We start from the raw sequence: 13,249 nt of genomic DNA, 5'->3' as shown, positions 1-13,249 counted from the left end.
TCCCCTAGGAAAGTGCACCCCCCGTCCCTACTATGACGGCCCGTCAGATCGATAGCGGGAGTGAGCCAGCCCGTCGGACCGGACGGGGGGTGTCGCACGGCCGGGAGGAGCCCGCGATGGATGCCGCGTTCACCGAGGAGCAGCACGAAATCCGCCGCACCCTGCGCGAACTGCTGCTCAATCACTGTGGTCCGGACCAGGTCAAGGCGGCCGTACGCACCCCGCCCGGGTACGACCCGCAGGTGTGGCACCGGCTCGCCGCCGAGCTCGGCCTGCCCGGTCTGGCGCTGCCCGCCGCATACGGCGGGGTGGACTGCGGGCCCACCGAACTCGCCCTGGCCTGCGAGGAGACCGGTCGCGCCGTCCTTCCCTCGCCGCTGATCGCCACCGCCGCACTGGCCGCGCCGCTGATCCTCGCACTGGGCAGCGAACGCCAGCGCGGCGAACTGCTGCCGGGCCTCGCCGGCGGGGAGCTGACCGGAACGCTCGCCGTACCGGCCGGGCAGCTGGCCACCGCACTGGGGCTGACCGGGCCGAATGACGGCGACTGGGCGGGCGGCGGCCGGGCCGGCGGGGTTCAGGCGCGGAGGCAGGACGGAACGTGGCGGCTGTACGGGGAGACCGGGCAGGTGCTGAACGGCCACACTGCGGAGGTGCTGGTGGTGGCCGCGCACACCGGTGGGTTCGCGCGCAGCCGTACCCTGCTGTTCCTCGTGCGGGCGGCGGCACTCGGCCCGGAGGCCCGGCCGGACAGCCGGCACGCGCACGCCGAGGGGGCAAGTGCGCCCGGTACGACCGGTCTGCTGCGGATCCGGCAGACCGCGCTGGACGAGACCCGTCCGCTGGCACGCCTCGAACTGCGGGACGTGCCGGCCGAGTTGCTTGGGGAGGTGGACGGGGAGGGTTGCCCGTACGGGGAGGGGGGCGGCGACGGGACGGCGGTGGCCGCCGCGCTCGCCGCGACCGGGGTGACGGCGGCCGCGGTGCTGGCCGCCGAGGCGGTCGGGGCGGCCGATGCGGCGCTGGCCCGTACCGTCGCCTACGTCCGGGAGCGCGAGCAGTTCGGCCGGCCCATCGGCTCCTTCCAGGCGGTGCAGCACCGGCTCGCCGATCTGTATGTGACGCTGCAGGCGGCGCGCTCGGCGACGTACTACGCGGCCTGGGCGGCGGGCGGCGGAAGGCCAGGGGGGCAGGGCGCCCCGGGGGCGTCCGGTGCGGCCGAGCCCGGTGCAGGGGCGCTGGCATTGGCGCAGGCGCTGGAGGCGCTGCGTGCGGTGGCGGCCGAGGCGGTGCAACTGCACGGCGGCATCGGCTTCACCTGGGAGCACGAGGCGCATCTGTACTTCAAGCGTGCGGCCGGCGATGAACTGCTGCTGGGGCCCGTACACCGGCTCCGGGCGCGGGCCGCCGAGGAGGCGGGGCTGTTCACGGGAGGGGCGGGGCAGGCCGACGGAGGCAGAAGGGGCAGCGGTGACCGTGGTGCCGGGGGGAGTGGAGGGCAGCCCAGCGGTGACCGTGGGGCGGGTGAAAGCGGGGGGTCGCCCGTGCGCCCCGATGCCGGGGAGGCGCCGGTGGGAGCCCGTACGGCAGAGGCGGTGGAGGCCTGATGCCGCGGGGCGAGCGATGGCTCCAGAAGGTCTCCGCGACCCGTACGTTCGCCCGGACCGCACCGCACGTCATCCCCGCTCTGGACCGTGCGGTGCACCGTCTGACCCGCGGAAAGGTGCTGCTCAGCGCCCGGATGCTGCCCGGTGTGGTGCTGACCGCGACCGGAGCCAGGAGCGGGCTGCCGCGGCGTACTCCGCTGGCGTGCCTGCCGGAAGAGGACGGCGGCTGGCTGCTGGTCGGCAGCAACTTCGGGCGGCCGGGGCATCCGGCGTGGACCGGCAACCTGCTGAAGAACCCGGAGGCCGAGGTGAGTTGGCGCGGCCGGGACATCCCGGTGCGGGCGCGGCTGCTCACCGGGGAGGAACGTGCGCAGGCCTGGCGGGCGGCGCTGGCGTTCTGGCCGCCGTACGCCACGTATCAGGCGCGGGTGGCGCGGGAGATCCGGCTCTTCCGGCTGGAGCGGCGGTGAGCCGGCCGGTGCGCAGCGGGGCTTGGCCCTTGCCCCTCCGCTTTACCTCGTCCCTCCGTTTCCTCATGCACACAGCGGGCGCCGCGGCGAACCCCGGAGGGGCCGCGCGACGCCCGCTGTGTGTGCGGTACAGCTATGGCAGGACGGATACCGGACAGACGGCGAACCACCCCGACAACTCCGGGACTTCGAGGTGCGGAAGTCTCGGTAGCAGCTTCATCGGCCGCTTCCTCTTCCTCGGATGTCTTCCCGGAGGCATTCTCGGTGGCTTCGCTATTCGCTGCTATTCGCTCTTCGCTATTTGGTCGGCTTCTTGCCGGTGACGCCGAGGTGCACCAGCAGCGCCAGATTCGGCTTGAGCTCGGCCTGCTTCACGCCCCAGCTCTGGAAACCCTTCTGGTGCCCGGCGACCGCCGCCAGCATCGCGACAAGTGAGCCGGCCATCGCGGGCGCACTCACGTCCTTGTCGAGCTTGCCCTTGCTCTGCAGTTCCTTGATCGAATCCGTAAGGGAGTTGGTGACGGCATTGAGGATCTTCATGCGGATCTTGTAGAACCGCTTGTCACCCTCGGCCGCGCCCAGGTCGATCACGCGCAAAATCGCGTCGTGCTTCCGCCAGAAGGAGAGGAAGCCCTCGACCAGGTCCTCTGCCGCCTGCCACGCGGACTTGCCCACCCAGGAGCGTCCGGCGACAAGATCGGTCAGAGTGGCGCCTTCTTTGGCCATCTCCTCGGCGATTTCGAGGACGGCGCCCTCGACGTCCGGGAAGTACTGATAGAACGTTGCGGGTGAAGTCCCCGCTTTTCGGGCTACATCGATGACCTTGACGTCCCGATAGGGGGACGAACTGAGCATTTCACTGAGGCAGTCCAGAAGCTTTTGCCGCGTCGCCTGTCCGCGGCGGCCGGCAACTCTGCCGTCGACGGTTCGAACTTGTCCTGTCATGCCGTCAGCTTACCGAGGGGTGATCGGAGCGCGATTTGGCTGCCTGCAAATGGGGATGGGGGAGTTCGGGGTGCACAGCCCCCGTGAGTGTGCTGGTGGCGGGCCCGTCCGTGACCGTGCCTCGCGCCGCCCTGCTTGGTCCGAACCGGTGAAGAGTGTTATCAACAGGCTGTGGACAACTTTGGTGGATAAGTGGTCACCGTCCGCGCGGCAAGTGTCCCGCGATGGCCGTCAGTTGAACATTGGCTCCGCTGCTTCACCGTTCGCAGGCTCCGGCGGAATCGTTCACGTGTGCGAATTCCCGACGGGTGAATCGTACAAAACGGAGCTAGCTTGGACATCTGGCTGCCGCGGCGGTCGGCTCTCCGGCCTGCCCGGATGCCGGATACGGCGCCACGCCAGGTGTCATGACACCGAAATGACCTTCGAACGCGCAGAATTGAGCCGCTGGGCCGGGAGCGACGACGGGGGATGGCATGACCGGGAACGGGGGGATGGCATGGCCGGTGGGGATGGCCTGACTGTCGGGGACGGCGCGACTGGCCGGGGGAGGGCGTGCGCAGCCGGGCGAGCATCATGGTTGTGGCCGGTGCGGCCACTACGGCCACTACGGCCACTACGGCCACCGGGCGTCGCGGAGGGCGAACCGCTTCTCCAGTAGGCCCGTCAAACGGAGTGGTGAACGTCCGCACTTCGGGCGGTGTCGCGCGTGGTGGATCGGTAACTTGCCGGTAACCCGCGTGGTATCCACTCGTCAGGTGACGTATCGCAGCACGTCAGGCGTGGTTGGGTTACATCGGGTAACGGTCCCGGTACCGGCCGCGGAGGGCATGCCGTGACACGGCGGACGGGCCCCGGGTTCGCAACCGTCGGCCCGGCCAGGAACAATCAGCACGCGTACGGCCGTATCGACAGTCCTCGCCGCAGGCGGGGAGACGCTGCACGGGGCAGTGGCTCTCGGCGGCTCGTGGCTTTTGAGAGTCTCTTTTTACGCCCCACGGGGAGGTGGCAGGCAAGTGGTGGAGCAGCTGAAGCAGCTGACGCAGCACGATCCCCGGCGGATCGGCCCGTTCGAGGTGCTCGGCCGTCTCGGGGCCGGCGGCATGGGACTGGTCTATCTGGCGCGCTCGGCGTCCGGCCGGCGCGTGGCGATCAAGACCGTGCGGACCGAGCTCGCCGAGGACCAGCTGTTCCGGGTCCGCTTCACACGCGAGGTCGAGGCGGCCCGCGCGGTCAGCGGTTTCTACACGGCCGCGGTGGTGGACGCCGATCCGCGCGCGGCGGTGCCCTGGCTCGCGACGGCCTACGTCCCCGCGCCCTCCCTCGAGGAAATAGTCAATGAGTGCGGGCCGCTCCCGGCCCAGGCGGTGCGGTGGCTGGCGGCCGGGATCGCCGAGGCGCTGCAGTCCATCCACGGCGCCGGCCTGGTGCACCGTGACCTGAAACCGTCGAACGTGCTGGTCGTCGAGGACGGCCCCCGGGTGATCGACTTCGGGATCGCCTCCGGGGTGTCCAACACCCGGCTGACGATGACCAACGTCGCCGTGGGCACCCCCGCCTACATGTCGCCCGAGCAGGCCCGTGACTCGCGCAGCGTGACGGGCGCGAGCGATGTCTTCTCCCTCGGCTCGACGCTGGTCTTCGCCGCCACCGGTCATGCGCCCTTCCACGGCGCCAACCCCGTCGAGACCGTCTTCATGCTGCTGCGTGAGGGGCCCGACCTGGCCGGGCTGCCGGACGAACTGCGGCCGCTGATGGAGTCCTGTATGCAGATGGAGGCCGGCCAGCGGCCGTCCCCCGCCGATCTGCAGTCCCAGCTCGCACCGCATCTCTTCGGCTCCGGCAGCGACGACAGCGGTACCGCCTCGGCCTGGCTGCCGCCCGGAGCGGTGGCGCTCATCGAAGGCCGCCGCGGCGGCCGCTCCACCGTGGCGAACGGCGGCCAGCGGGCCGGCTCCGGGCGCAGCACCGGCCGTGCCGCGCCGCCGCATCCGCCCGTCCCGTCGTCCCCGCCCGCGGCGCCTCCGGTGCCCGCGGCGCAGCCGGCCCAGGCACCGCCGCGGCCGGAGAGCGCACCGGTCGGCGCGGAGTCCGGCTGGCCCGGCCATGTCGGCGCGGGCCCCGGTGCGCACCGGGGCACCGACCCGCGCGGTGGCAACCCCGGCCCGATGCCGCAGCCCGCGGCGCTCGGCCCGGACGTCTCGGCGGCCCGGGTGACCCCGGTCTCCGCGGCGCCGCCCACCGCCCCGCCGTCGTCCGCCGCTTCGCCGTCCCCCGCCGCCGCACTGTCCGCCGCGCCGCCGGCCGTCTCCGGGGACGGTGCCGCCGGTCCCGTACACCTGGGGGGCTCAGCCGCTCCGATAGGGCCGGGGCCGCGCGCCGACGCCCCGGGCCCGCAGCCGCGTGGGCAGGCCGGTGCCGCGACGAACTGGGTACGGCCGCCCGGTACCGGACCCGTGACCGGTGTACCGGCGCAGGGCCCGACCGGCGGTGCCGCGGCCGCGGAGAGCCCGGCCCGCGGCGAGGCCGCGCCGCCCCCGCCGCCCGAGGCGCCGCCCGCCGAGCCCGGCCGCTGGCGCCCCTGGCGGTTCCGGATGTCGAACGATGTGTGGGGCACCCCGGCCGTCGCCGACGACCTGCTGTACGTCACGTCCTTCGAGGTGCATGCGCTCGACGTGGCCAGCGGGCGCCGCAAGTTCAAGACCCGTGACGTCGCCTGGGCGATGGCGGTCGCGGACGGCCGGATCCACGCCTCGGACGGCCCGAGCCTGTACGCGCTGAACGCCGACGACGGCGCCGAGCGCTGGCGGCTGCACACCGAGGGCTGGGTCTACGCCCTCCAGGTCGACCGCGGGACCGTGGTCACCAGCACCCGGGGCGGCGGAGTCCAGGCCTGGGAGGCGGCCACCGGCGAACGGCTGTGGGAGACCGGTGGCGTCCAGACCGACTTCGAGACCGCCGAGGCCGCACCCGTGGTGCACGACGGCACGGTCTTCGTCTGGGCCGACGCACGGCTGAAGGCGCTGGAGGCGCGAACCGGCGCCGAGCGCTGGTCGTACCCGGTGGGCGACGCCGCGTCCTGCGGTGGGGTGCCGGTACGGCTGCTGCCCGCGTCGGACGGCGTGGTCTACGTCGTGGCCGGCACCCGGGTGCTGGCGATCGATATCGCCCGCGGCGATGTGCGCTGGCACTTCGAGGCGCCCGCGGTGTTCCTGAGCCCGCCCGCCTTCGCCCCCGGCCCGGCCGTCACCGGCGGCGGGGTCTATCTGGCGGACTACCTCGGCACGGTCTACGCGCTGGACCCGGCGGACGGCCGCGACCGCTGGCGGATCGCCACCGAGGCGCGGCAGTCCACCGAACCGGTACTGGTCGCCCATGGCGCGGTCCACCTGGGCAGCGGTAAGGCGCTCTACACACTGGACGCGGTGACCGGCACCCCGCGCTGGCGGTTCCAGGCCGGCGCGGAGGTCGTCGGCGCACCGGTCGTCGCGGAGGGCCGGGTGCACTTCGGCTCGGCCGACCACTGCCTCTACACGCTCGATGCGATGGGCGGCCAGCTGCGCTGGAAGCTGGCGACCGGCGGCGAGATCACCGGCTCGCCGGTGGCGGTCGGCGGTGTGGTGTACGCCTGCAGCAAGGACCGCTGTGTGTACGCGCTGGACGCCGCCAAGGGGACGGGGCTGGCGCGGCGGGCGTGAGGTGGCGTGGGGGCGTGACCTGGCGCGGCGGGCGGGACGTCGGGGTCGTGATGACGTGGCGGTGGTGACGTCGGGGCTGTGACGTGGTGGTCGTGAGCTCGCCGTGTTCCGCCGCTACTCCCGGTCCTCCGGGGGCTGTTCGGGCCCTTGGGAGGGTCCGGGCTGCTCGCCCCGGCCACCCTGCTCGCCCTGGCCGGCCTGTCCGGGCTGGAAGGGGTGCGGCGGCTGCCGTTGCTCCTTGCCCCACTCCACGGGGGGCGTGGGGGGCTGCTGATGGGCCGGCATGGTGGGCGGCGGTGGCGGTGGCGCCTGTGGATGTGGCTGCTGGGGCTGTTGCGGCTGTTGCTGTGGACCGGGTGGCTGCTGGTGCTGCGCGGGCGGTGGTGGTGGCGGTGTGACCGGCAGGGGAGAGGTGGGGGTGTCCTCGTACGGGCCGGGGGCGCCGCGGCCGGGTCCGCCGGGCGCCGCGGGGCCCGCCGGGTGGCCGGCGGGGCCGGGGCCGGGGCCGGGGCCGCTCGGGTATGGCTCGGGGTTCCACTCCTCCGCCCCCGGACGGCCCGCGTCCCATGGCTCGGGCGTCCCCGGGGGGTAGGGCGTGTACGGGTCGTAGGGCGCGCGCCGGCCGTAGGGGTCGTCGTGTGCGGAGGGGCCGTAGCGCCCGTCGTCGTACTGCTGCTCGTCATAGCCGCGGCCACGGACCCGTCGGCCCCGGCCGCGCATGGTCAGGGCGCCGAGCAGCAGCAGTGCGCCGCCGCCCAGTGCGCTCGCCACGCCCGCCCCGAGGCCACGGGCCCCGGCCGTCAGCTCGCTGGTGGCCTGCCCCTGGCGGACCATCCACAGGATCGTGAAACCGAGTACCACCAGCCCCGCGACGGTGATCAGCGCCCGGGAGCGCAGGGCAACCCCGATCAGGGTCAGCAGGGCGGCGAACGCCATGGGCAGGAGGACGGAGCCGAAGAGCGCGGCGCCGTTGCGGGTGATGCCGTTGAAGAGGTCTTCGATCCGCACGTCGCTGCCGTGACGGCCGTCGTACCAGGGACGGAAGGGGCTCCATACGGCGGCCGCCGCTCCGGCGAGGGCGATCAGCGACCCCAAAACGTTGCGCACCACGGGCGTCGCCTCGCTTCGAGTCGTCCGGTCATCCTCCGTGACCGACGCTACGCCGGACCCTCCGCGCCCGCGAGAGAAGTACGTCTGGGAGAAGTACGTCTGGGAGAAGTACGTCCGAGAGGAATCGGGTCGGGGAGAAGTACGCCCGCGAGAAGTGCGGGTAAGGGAAACGAGCCCGCCGGTGTAAGGGTCATCCGACCAGTGGCCCGCTGCCCTGGCTGCCGTCCCGCTCGCCGTCCTGGCCGTTGTCCTGCCCGCCCTCCTGGCCGCCGTGGCGCGTGCGGGCGGCGAACAGCCCGGCCTGGCGGTCCGGGGGCAGGTTGCCCAGCGCGATCAGCTGGGGGGCGTGCGTTAGGGCCTGTGCCCTGGCCGCCTCCTTGGCCGCCCACAGGGCGCGTACGGTGCCCTGGACCGGTTCGGTCGGCCGGTCGGCGAGCACGGCCGCGCGACGCAGCGCCACCTCGGCCGCGGCGCCGGGCGCGGTCAGCTCGGAGACCAGTCCGATCTCGTACGCACGGGCCGCGCCCAGCCGCTCCGCGGTCCCCATCAGGGCCATCCGGGCGACTTCCCCCAGGGGCATCCGCTGCGCCATGAGGATGGACTCGTACGCGCTGACCATCCCGTAGGTGGTGTGCGGGTCGAAGAAGGTGGAGTTCTCGGAGGCGATGAGGAAATCGGCCTCGCCCAGGAGGTAGAAGGCGCCGCCGCAGGCCATTCCGTCGACGGCGGCGATGACCGGCTTCCACAGGTCGTTGGCCTTCGGGCCGATGTGGAGCAGTGGGTCGTCGAGGGAGTAGGGCGAGGGCGGCTGGGGGACGTCGGCGGCGGAGCGGTCGAGGCCGGTGGAGAATGCCCGGCCGCCGGCACCGGTGACCACCGCGGCCCGTACGGTGTCGTCGAAGCGGAATGCCCGCCAGGTGGCGGCGAGTTCGGCGGCCGTGCCGAGGTCGATGGCGTTGTGCCGCTCGGGCCGGTCGAGGGTGACCAGCGCGACCCCGCCCTCGGTCCGGGTGCGAATCGTCATGGGCGCTCCAGGAGCCAGCGGGGTACGGTCACGCCTCCCGGCGCGGTGTGGAAGGCGGCCTTCACCGGGGCGCCGATGCGCAGCCGCGCCGGGTCGACGGAGTTGAGGGGGGCGTCGGCGTCGGCGACGAGGTTGCCGACCAGGCGGATGTGCGGGGCGTCGGCCAGTTCCACGACGATCGCGTTGTAGCCCGGCAGGGCGGCGTACGCGGGCAGCAGCGGCGGATGCGGCAGCACATAGGACCAGATGCGGCCGCGGCCGCTCATCCGCTGCCAGTGCGCGGCGAACGACTGGCAGTGCGGACAGCAGGGCCGGGGCGGGAAGCGCAGTTCGTCGCAGCCGGAGCAGGCCTGGATGCGCAGTTCACCCTGGGCGGCGTACTCCCAGAAGGGCGCGCCGTCGTCGTCGGCGACGGGAAGCAGCAGGCCGGCGGTGCTGTCGGGCCGATTGTCAGTGGCGGGTGTCACGATCGGGGACATGGCGTTGCGAACGGACTCGGCGGAGTCGGCCGACGGGGCAGAGAGGGCGGTCACGGTGGACTCGGTGGACTCGGCGGGCTCGGCGGACTCGACGGCGTCATGGGCGCTCATGGCGTATCAACTCCTTAGCAGCAGGGCCGAGGTGGGGACGCCCTCGCCCGCGGTGACCAGGCAGGTGGCGGCGCCGGGTACCTGTGCGGTGCTGGTGCCGCGCAGTTGCTTGACGCCTTCGGTGATGAGGTTGAAACCGTGGACGTACGCCTCGGAGAGGCCGCCGCCGGCGGTGTTGAGGGGGAGCCGGCCGCCGATCTCCAGCGCGCCGCCCTCGGTGAAGGCCGCGCCCTCGCCGCGGCCGCAGAAGCCGTATCCCTCCAGGGAGAGGGGGATCAGGGGGGTGAAGGCGTCATAGATCTGTGCCACGTCGACGTCCTGCGGTCCGAGGTCGGCGCCCTTCCACAGCTGCCGGGCGGCGGTCCAGGCGGGGCCGGTGAGCGGGTCGTCGTTCCAGTAGTTGACCATGCCGTGGTGCTGGGCGGGCAGGCCCTGGGCCGCGGAGTGGACGTAGACGGGCCGCTGCCGGCAGTCGCGGGCCCGCTCGGCGGAGACCACGACACAGGCCAGTGCGCCGTCCGTCTCCAGGCAGTTGTCGAAGAGGCAGAGCGGCTCGCTGATCCAGCGGGCGGTCATATACATCTCGCGGGTCAGCGGGCGCTCGTACATCATCGCGGCCGGGTTCTGGTTGGCGCGGTTGCGGCAGGCGAGCGCGACGTTGAAGAGGTGGTCGCGGGTGGCGCCGTATTCGTGCATGTAGCGGCGGGCCAGCATGCCGATCTCGTCGGCCGGGCGCAGCAGTCCGAAGGGGCGGGTCCACTGTCCCGGGGTGGGCAGCTGGACCTGGGTGTTCTTCCAGGGGCGCGGTCCCGAACCGCGCTTGCGGGACCGCCAGGCGATGCCGACGTTCGCCTGGCCGGTGGCGATGGCGGCGGCCAGATGGGCCACCGTCGCGCAGGAACCGCCGCCGCCGTAGCCGACCTTGGAGAAGTGGGTGACGTCCCCGGCGCCGATGGCCTTGGCTATCTCGACCTCGTCGGTCTCCTCCATGGTGTAGGAGGCGAAGGCGTCCACCTCCGAGGGGGCGATTCCGGCGTCGTCCAGCGCCGCGACGATCGCCCGGCAGGCCAAGGTCTTCTCGGAGGCGCCGAGTCGTTTGGCGAACGGTGTCTGCCCGATGCCGGCTATCGCCGTAGCGTCCTTGAGGGTCGCCCCCATCGCCACCTCCACGGTCGGTCGTCAGTACTGACAGCGGAGGAGGCTACCGCTAATCTGACGGGCAGTCAGCTAGTGGCGCAGGGCTCTTCGGCGGGAGGCGACGCGATGCGCGACGACCTGGAGGCGCGGGCGGATCCGGAGCCTGAGGGGGACCTGGAGTCTCAGAGCGGCCTGGAGGCCCAGGCGGGTGTGGGGACGCGGGCGGATCTGGAGTACGGCACCATCCCCCGGCTGGTGCGGGCGGCCGCCCGGCGCTACGCCTCCCGGGAGGCCGTGGTCGAGGGCCGTACCCGGGTGTCGTACGCCGAGCTCGGCGCGCGGGTGGAGGAGGCCGCGGCCGCCTGTATCGCCTCGGGGGTCGCGCCCGGCGACCGCGTCGCCGTATGGGCGCCCAACACCCTCGACTGGATCGTCTCCGCCCTCGGGGCCGTCACCGCCGGAGCCGTCCTCGTCCCCGTCAACACCCGCTTCAAGGGCGCCGAGGCCGCCTACGTCCTGCGCCGCACCCGCGCCAAGCTCCTCTTCGTCACCGGCACTTTCCTCGGCACGTCCTACGTCGCCTCGCTCCGCCGCGCCGCCCAGGAAGGCCCCGGCCGCGGCCCGCTGCCCGGACTGCCGCGGCTGGAGAAGGCCGTGGTGCTCTCCGGGGACGCCCCCGCCGGTTTCGCCGCCCGGCCGGACTTCCTCGCCGGCGGCGCGACGGTGTCCCCGGAAACGGTCCGCGGCCGGGCCGATGCGCTGCTCCCCGACGCCCCCTCGGACATCATCTTCACCTCCGGCACCACCGGACGCCCCAAGGGCGCGGTGATCACGCACGCCCAGACCCTGCGCGCCTACGCCGTGTGGAGCGAACTGGCCGGCCTCCGTGAGGGCGACCGCTATCTGATCGTCAACCCGTTCTTCCACACCTTCGGCTACAAGGCCGGGATCATCGCCTGTCTGCTGCGCGGCGCGACGATGGTGCCGCAACCCGTCTTCGGCGTGGAGACCGCGCTCGCCAATATCGCCGCCGAGCGGATCTCCGTACTCCCCGGCCCGCCCACCCTCCACCAGCAGCTCCTCGACCACCCCGCCCGCGGCCTGCACGACCTCTCCGCGCTGCGCGTGGTGGTCACCGGCGCCGCCGTGGTCCCCCTGGAACTGGTCGAGCGGCTGCGCAGCGAGCTGAAGGTCTCCACCGTCCTGACGGCGTACGGCCTGTCCGAGAGCTCCGGCGTCGTCACGATGTGCCGCCGCGGCGATCCGCCCGACGTCATCGCCACGACCTCGGGCCGGGCCATACCCGGCACCGAGGTCCGGATCGTCGACGCCGCGGGCGGCCCGGTGCCGCCCGGCGAACCCGGCGAGGTGTACGTCCGCGGCTACCACGTGATGTCCGGCTACTTCGAGGACCCGGCCGCCACGGCCCAGGTGATCACCCCCGACGGCTGGCTGCGCACCGGCGATGTGGGCGTCCTGGACGCGACGGGCAACCTCCGGATCACGGACCGCATCAAGGACATGTTCATCGTCGGCGGCTTCAACGCCTATCCCGCCGAAATAGAGCAACTTCTCGGCCGCCACCCGGACATCGCCGAGGTCGCCGTCGTCGGCATACCCGACCCCCGCCTCGGCGAGGTCGGCAAGGCCTATGCGGTCCGCCGCGCCGGCTCCCTGCTCACCGCCGACGATCTGATCGCCTGGTCCCGCCGGGAGATGGCCAACTACAAGGTCCCGCGGGAGGTCACCTTCGTCACCGCACTCCCGCGCAACGCCAGCGGCAAGATCCTCAAGACCCTGCTGCGGAACGGAGCCCCGGGGCCGGCTCCGGCGTGATCCGGTTGCGGTGCCGTTCGGGCCGCCTTACCGCCGAGGCTGCCGCACGACTCAGGCGGCAGTACGGCCGAGGCTGCCGTCCACCGAGGTTGCTGCCGCACCGCCGATGACACCGGCTACGGCCCCGGCTACGACCCCGGCGGCGCCCAGTCGGGCCGACGGCCGCTGAGCGCCACCGCCTGATCGAGGAGCGGTGCCCCCGCTGCCACCGCCACCGGTGGGCCGAACGGCCCGCGCTCCGGGCTCTCGGCAAACTGCGTGAGCAGCGCATACGAGACCCCGAGACTGGCGGTGTCGGGCGCGTACTCCTGACCGGTGGCGCGCGCCAGGTCCCAGCCGTGCAGTACCAGCTCGTTGAGCGCGATCCGGCCCGCCATGGCCGCGGGAAGGGTCACGCCGCCCGCCTGGGTCTCGCCCTCCCAGGCCTCCGGGGCGTGCCAGGCCTCCACCATGCCCTGCAGATTCCGGTCCAGCTCGGTGCGCCAGCCGGGCTCCACATCGGGCTCCGTCGCACCGGGGCTGACGCTCGTCATCGGCCCGAGGTCCTTGCGCGCCGCCTCCTGGAACGCCGCGGCCAGGCCGACGAGGTGGCCCAGCAGATGGCGCACCGCGTACGCCTCGCAGGGGGTGGGGGCATCGAGCTGTTCATCGGCGGTCCGGGCCGCGAGCTGCGATACCAGCCGGGCCTGTGCCGCGAAGTCGATCGTCTCGGTCATCGTCCGGGTCCTTCCGTCCTGCCGGGGGTGTTCTGCCGGGGCCGGCCCCGGACGCGTACCGCGCACACCTCCGGCGCCATTCCCAGTGAAGACTCCACGGGCCCCCGGAACTCATC

Annotated in this window: 10 protein-coding genes; 4 read left to right on the top strand and 6 right to left on the bottom strand. The window is 73.1% G+C overall.

Annotated features, from left to right (window positions below; all coding sequences use genetic code 11):
- Window positions 1-116 precede the first annotated feature (116 nt).
- Window positions 117-1,607 (top strand): acyl-CoA dehydrogenase family protein, encoded by a 1,491-nt coding sequence (locus CFW40_RS14650; RefSeq protein WP_088798343.1) that lies wholly within the window; start codon window positions 117-119, stop codon window positions 1,605-1,607.
- On the top strand, window positions 1,607-2,077 hold the full coding sequence (locus CFW40_RS14645; protein WP_088798342.1) for a nitroreductase family deazaflavin-dependent oxidoreductase: 471 nt from the start codon (window positions 1,607-1,609) through the stop codon (window positions 2,075-2,077). Before CFW40_RS14650 ends, CFW40_RS14645 begins: the two co-directional genes overlap by 1 nt.
- A 297-nt stretch (window positions 2,078-2,374) precedes the next feature.
- Here the strand turns inward: CFW40_RS14645 and CFW40_RS14640 are convergent, their stop codons facing one another.
- Window positions 2,375-3,022: a TetR family transcriptional regulator gene (locus tag CFW40_RS14640; RefSeq protein ID WP_088798341.1), complete on the bottom strand. Its 648-nt coding sequence runs from the start codon at window positions 3,020-3,022 to the stop codon at window positions 2,375-2,377.
- Between the two features lie 1,016 nt (window positions 3,023-4,038).
- Here CFW40_RS14640 and CFW40_RS14635 point away from each other — a divergent pair.
- A complete protein-coding gene (locus tag CFW40_RS14635) occupies window positions 4,039-6,720 on the top strand; it encodes a PQQ-binding-like beta-propeller repeat protein (protein WP_088798340.1) in 2,682 nt (893 codons plus the stop codon).
- Between the two features lie 114 nt (window positions 6,721-6,834).
- On the opposite strand, the gene CFW40_RS14630 is transcribed toward CFW40_RS14635, so the two are convergent.
- From CFW40_RS14630 to CFW40_RS14615, 4 genes are all read right to left on the bottom strand, one after another.
- Window positions 6,835-7,830, bottom strand: coding sequence for a hypothetical protein (locus CFW40_RS14630; RefSeq protein WP_088798339.1), 996 nt, complete (start codon window positions 7,828-7,830; stop codon window positions 6,835-6,837).
- Window positions 7,831-8,020: 190 nt separating this feature from the next.
- Entirely contained in the window at window positions 8,021-8,854 is an 834-nt protein-coding gene (locus CFW40_RS14625; protein WP_088798338.1) for an enoyl-CoA hydratase/isomerase family protein, read from the bottom strand.
- Window positions 8,851-9,333 carry a Zn-ribbon domain-containing OB-fold protein gene (locus tag CFW40_RS14620; protein ID WP_088802126.1) on the bottom strand — a complete coding sequence of 161 codons (483 nt, stop codon included), beginning with the start codon at window positions 9,331-9,333 and terminating at the stop codon, window positions 8,851-8,853. Before CFW40_RS14620 ends, CFW40_RS14625 begins: the two co-directional genes overlap by 4 nt.
- A gap of 117 nt (window positions 9,334-9,450) precedes the next feature.
- Window positions 9,451-10,602, bottom strand: coding sequence for a lipid-transfer protein (locus tag CFW40_RS14615; RefSeq protein ID WP_088798337.1), 1,152 nt, complete (start codon window positions 10,600-10,602; stop codon window positions 9,451-9,453).
- 105 nt (window positions 10,603-10,707) lie between these two features.
- Here CFW40_RS14615 and CFW40_RS14610 point away from each other — a divergent pair, with 105 nt between their 5' ends.
- A complete protein-coding gene (locus CFW40_RS14610; RefSeq protein WP_088798336.1) occupies window positions 10,708-12,417 on the top strand; it encodes a FadD3 family acyl-CoA ligase in 1,710 nt (569 codons plus the stop codon).
- A gap of 128 nt (window positions 12,418-12,545) precedes the next feature.
- On the opposite strand, the gene CFW40_RS14605 is transcribed toward CFW40_RS14610, so the two are convergent.
- Window positions 12,546-13,133: a TIGR03086 family metal-binding protein gene (locus CFW40_RS14605; protein ID WP_088798335.1), complete on the bottom strand. Its 588-nt coding sequence runs from the start codon at window positions 13,131-13,133 to the stop codon at window positions 12,546-12,548.
- Window positions 13,134-13,249: the final 116 nt, after the last annotated feature.

The organism is Streptomyces sp. 2114.4, assembly GCF_900187385.1.
In the GTDB taxonomy this organism is placed as follows: Bacteria; Actinomycetota; Actinomycetes; order Streptomycetales; family Streptomycetaceae; genus Streptomyces; species Streptomyces mooreae.
Note: the sequence above shows the minus strand (reverse complement) of the source record. Positions and strands in the feature narration are given on the sequence as shown.

What these genes read in the sequence shown, in the direction of transcription:
- CFW40_RS14650 (WP_088798343.1), top strand. Translation starts at nt 117, where the DNA reads ATGGATGCCGCGTTCACCGAGGAGCAGCACGAAATCCGCCGCACCCTG.
- CFW40_RS14645 (WP_088798342.1), top strand. Translation starts at nt 1,607, where the DNA reads ATGCCGCGGGGCGAGCGATGGCTCCAGAAGGTCTCCGCGACCCGTACG.
- CFW40_RS14640 (WP_088798341.1), bottom strand. Translation starts at nt 3,022, where the DNA reads ATGACAGGACAAGTTCGAACCGTCGACGGCAGAGTTGCCGGCCGCCGC.
- CFW40_RS14625 (WP_088798338.1), bottom strand. Translation starts at nt 8,854, where the DNA reads ATGACGATTCGCACCCGGACCGAGGGCGGGGTCGCGCTGGTCACCCTC.
- CFW40_RS14620 (WP_088802126.1), bottom strand. Translation starts at nt 9,333, where the DNA reads ATGTCCCCGATCGTGACACCCGCCACTGACAATCGGCCCGACAGCACC.
- CFW40_RS14615 (WP_088798337.1), bottom strand. Translation starts at nt 10,602, where the DNA reads ATGGGGGCGACCCTCAAGGACGCTACGGCGATAGCCGGCATCGGGCAG.
- CFW40_RS14610 (WP_088798336.1), top strand. Translation starts at nt 10,708, where the DNA reads ATGCGCGACGACCTGGAGGCGCGGGCGGATCCGGAGCCTGAGGGGGAC.
- CFW40_RS14605 (WP_088798335.1), bottom strand. Translation starts at nt 13,133, where the DNA reads ATGACCGAGACGATCGACTTCGCGGCACAGGCCCGGCTGGTATCGCAG.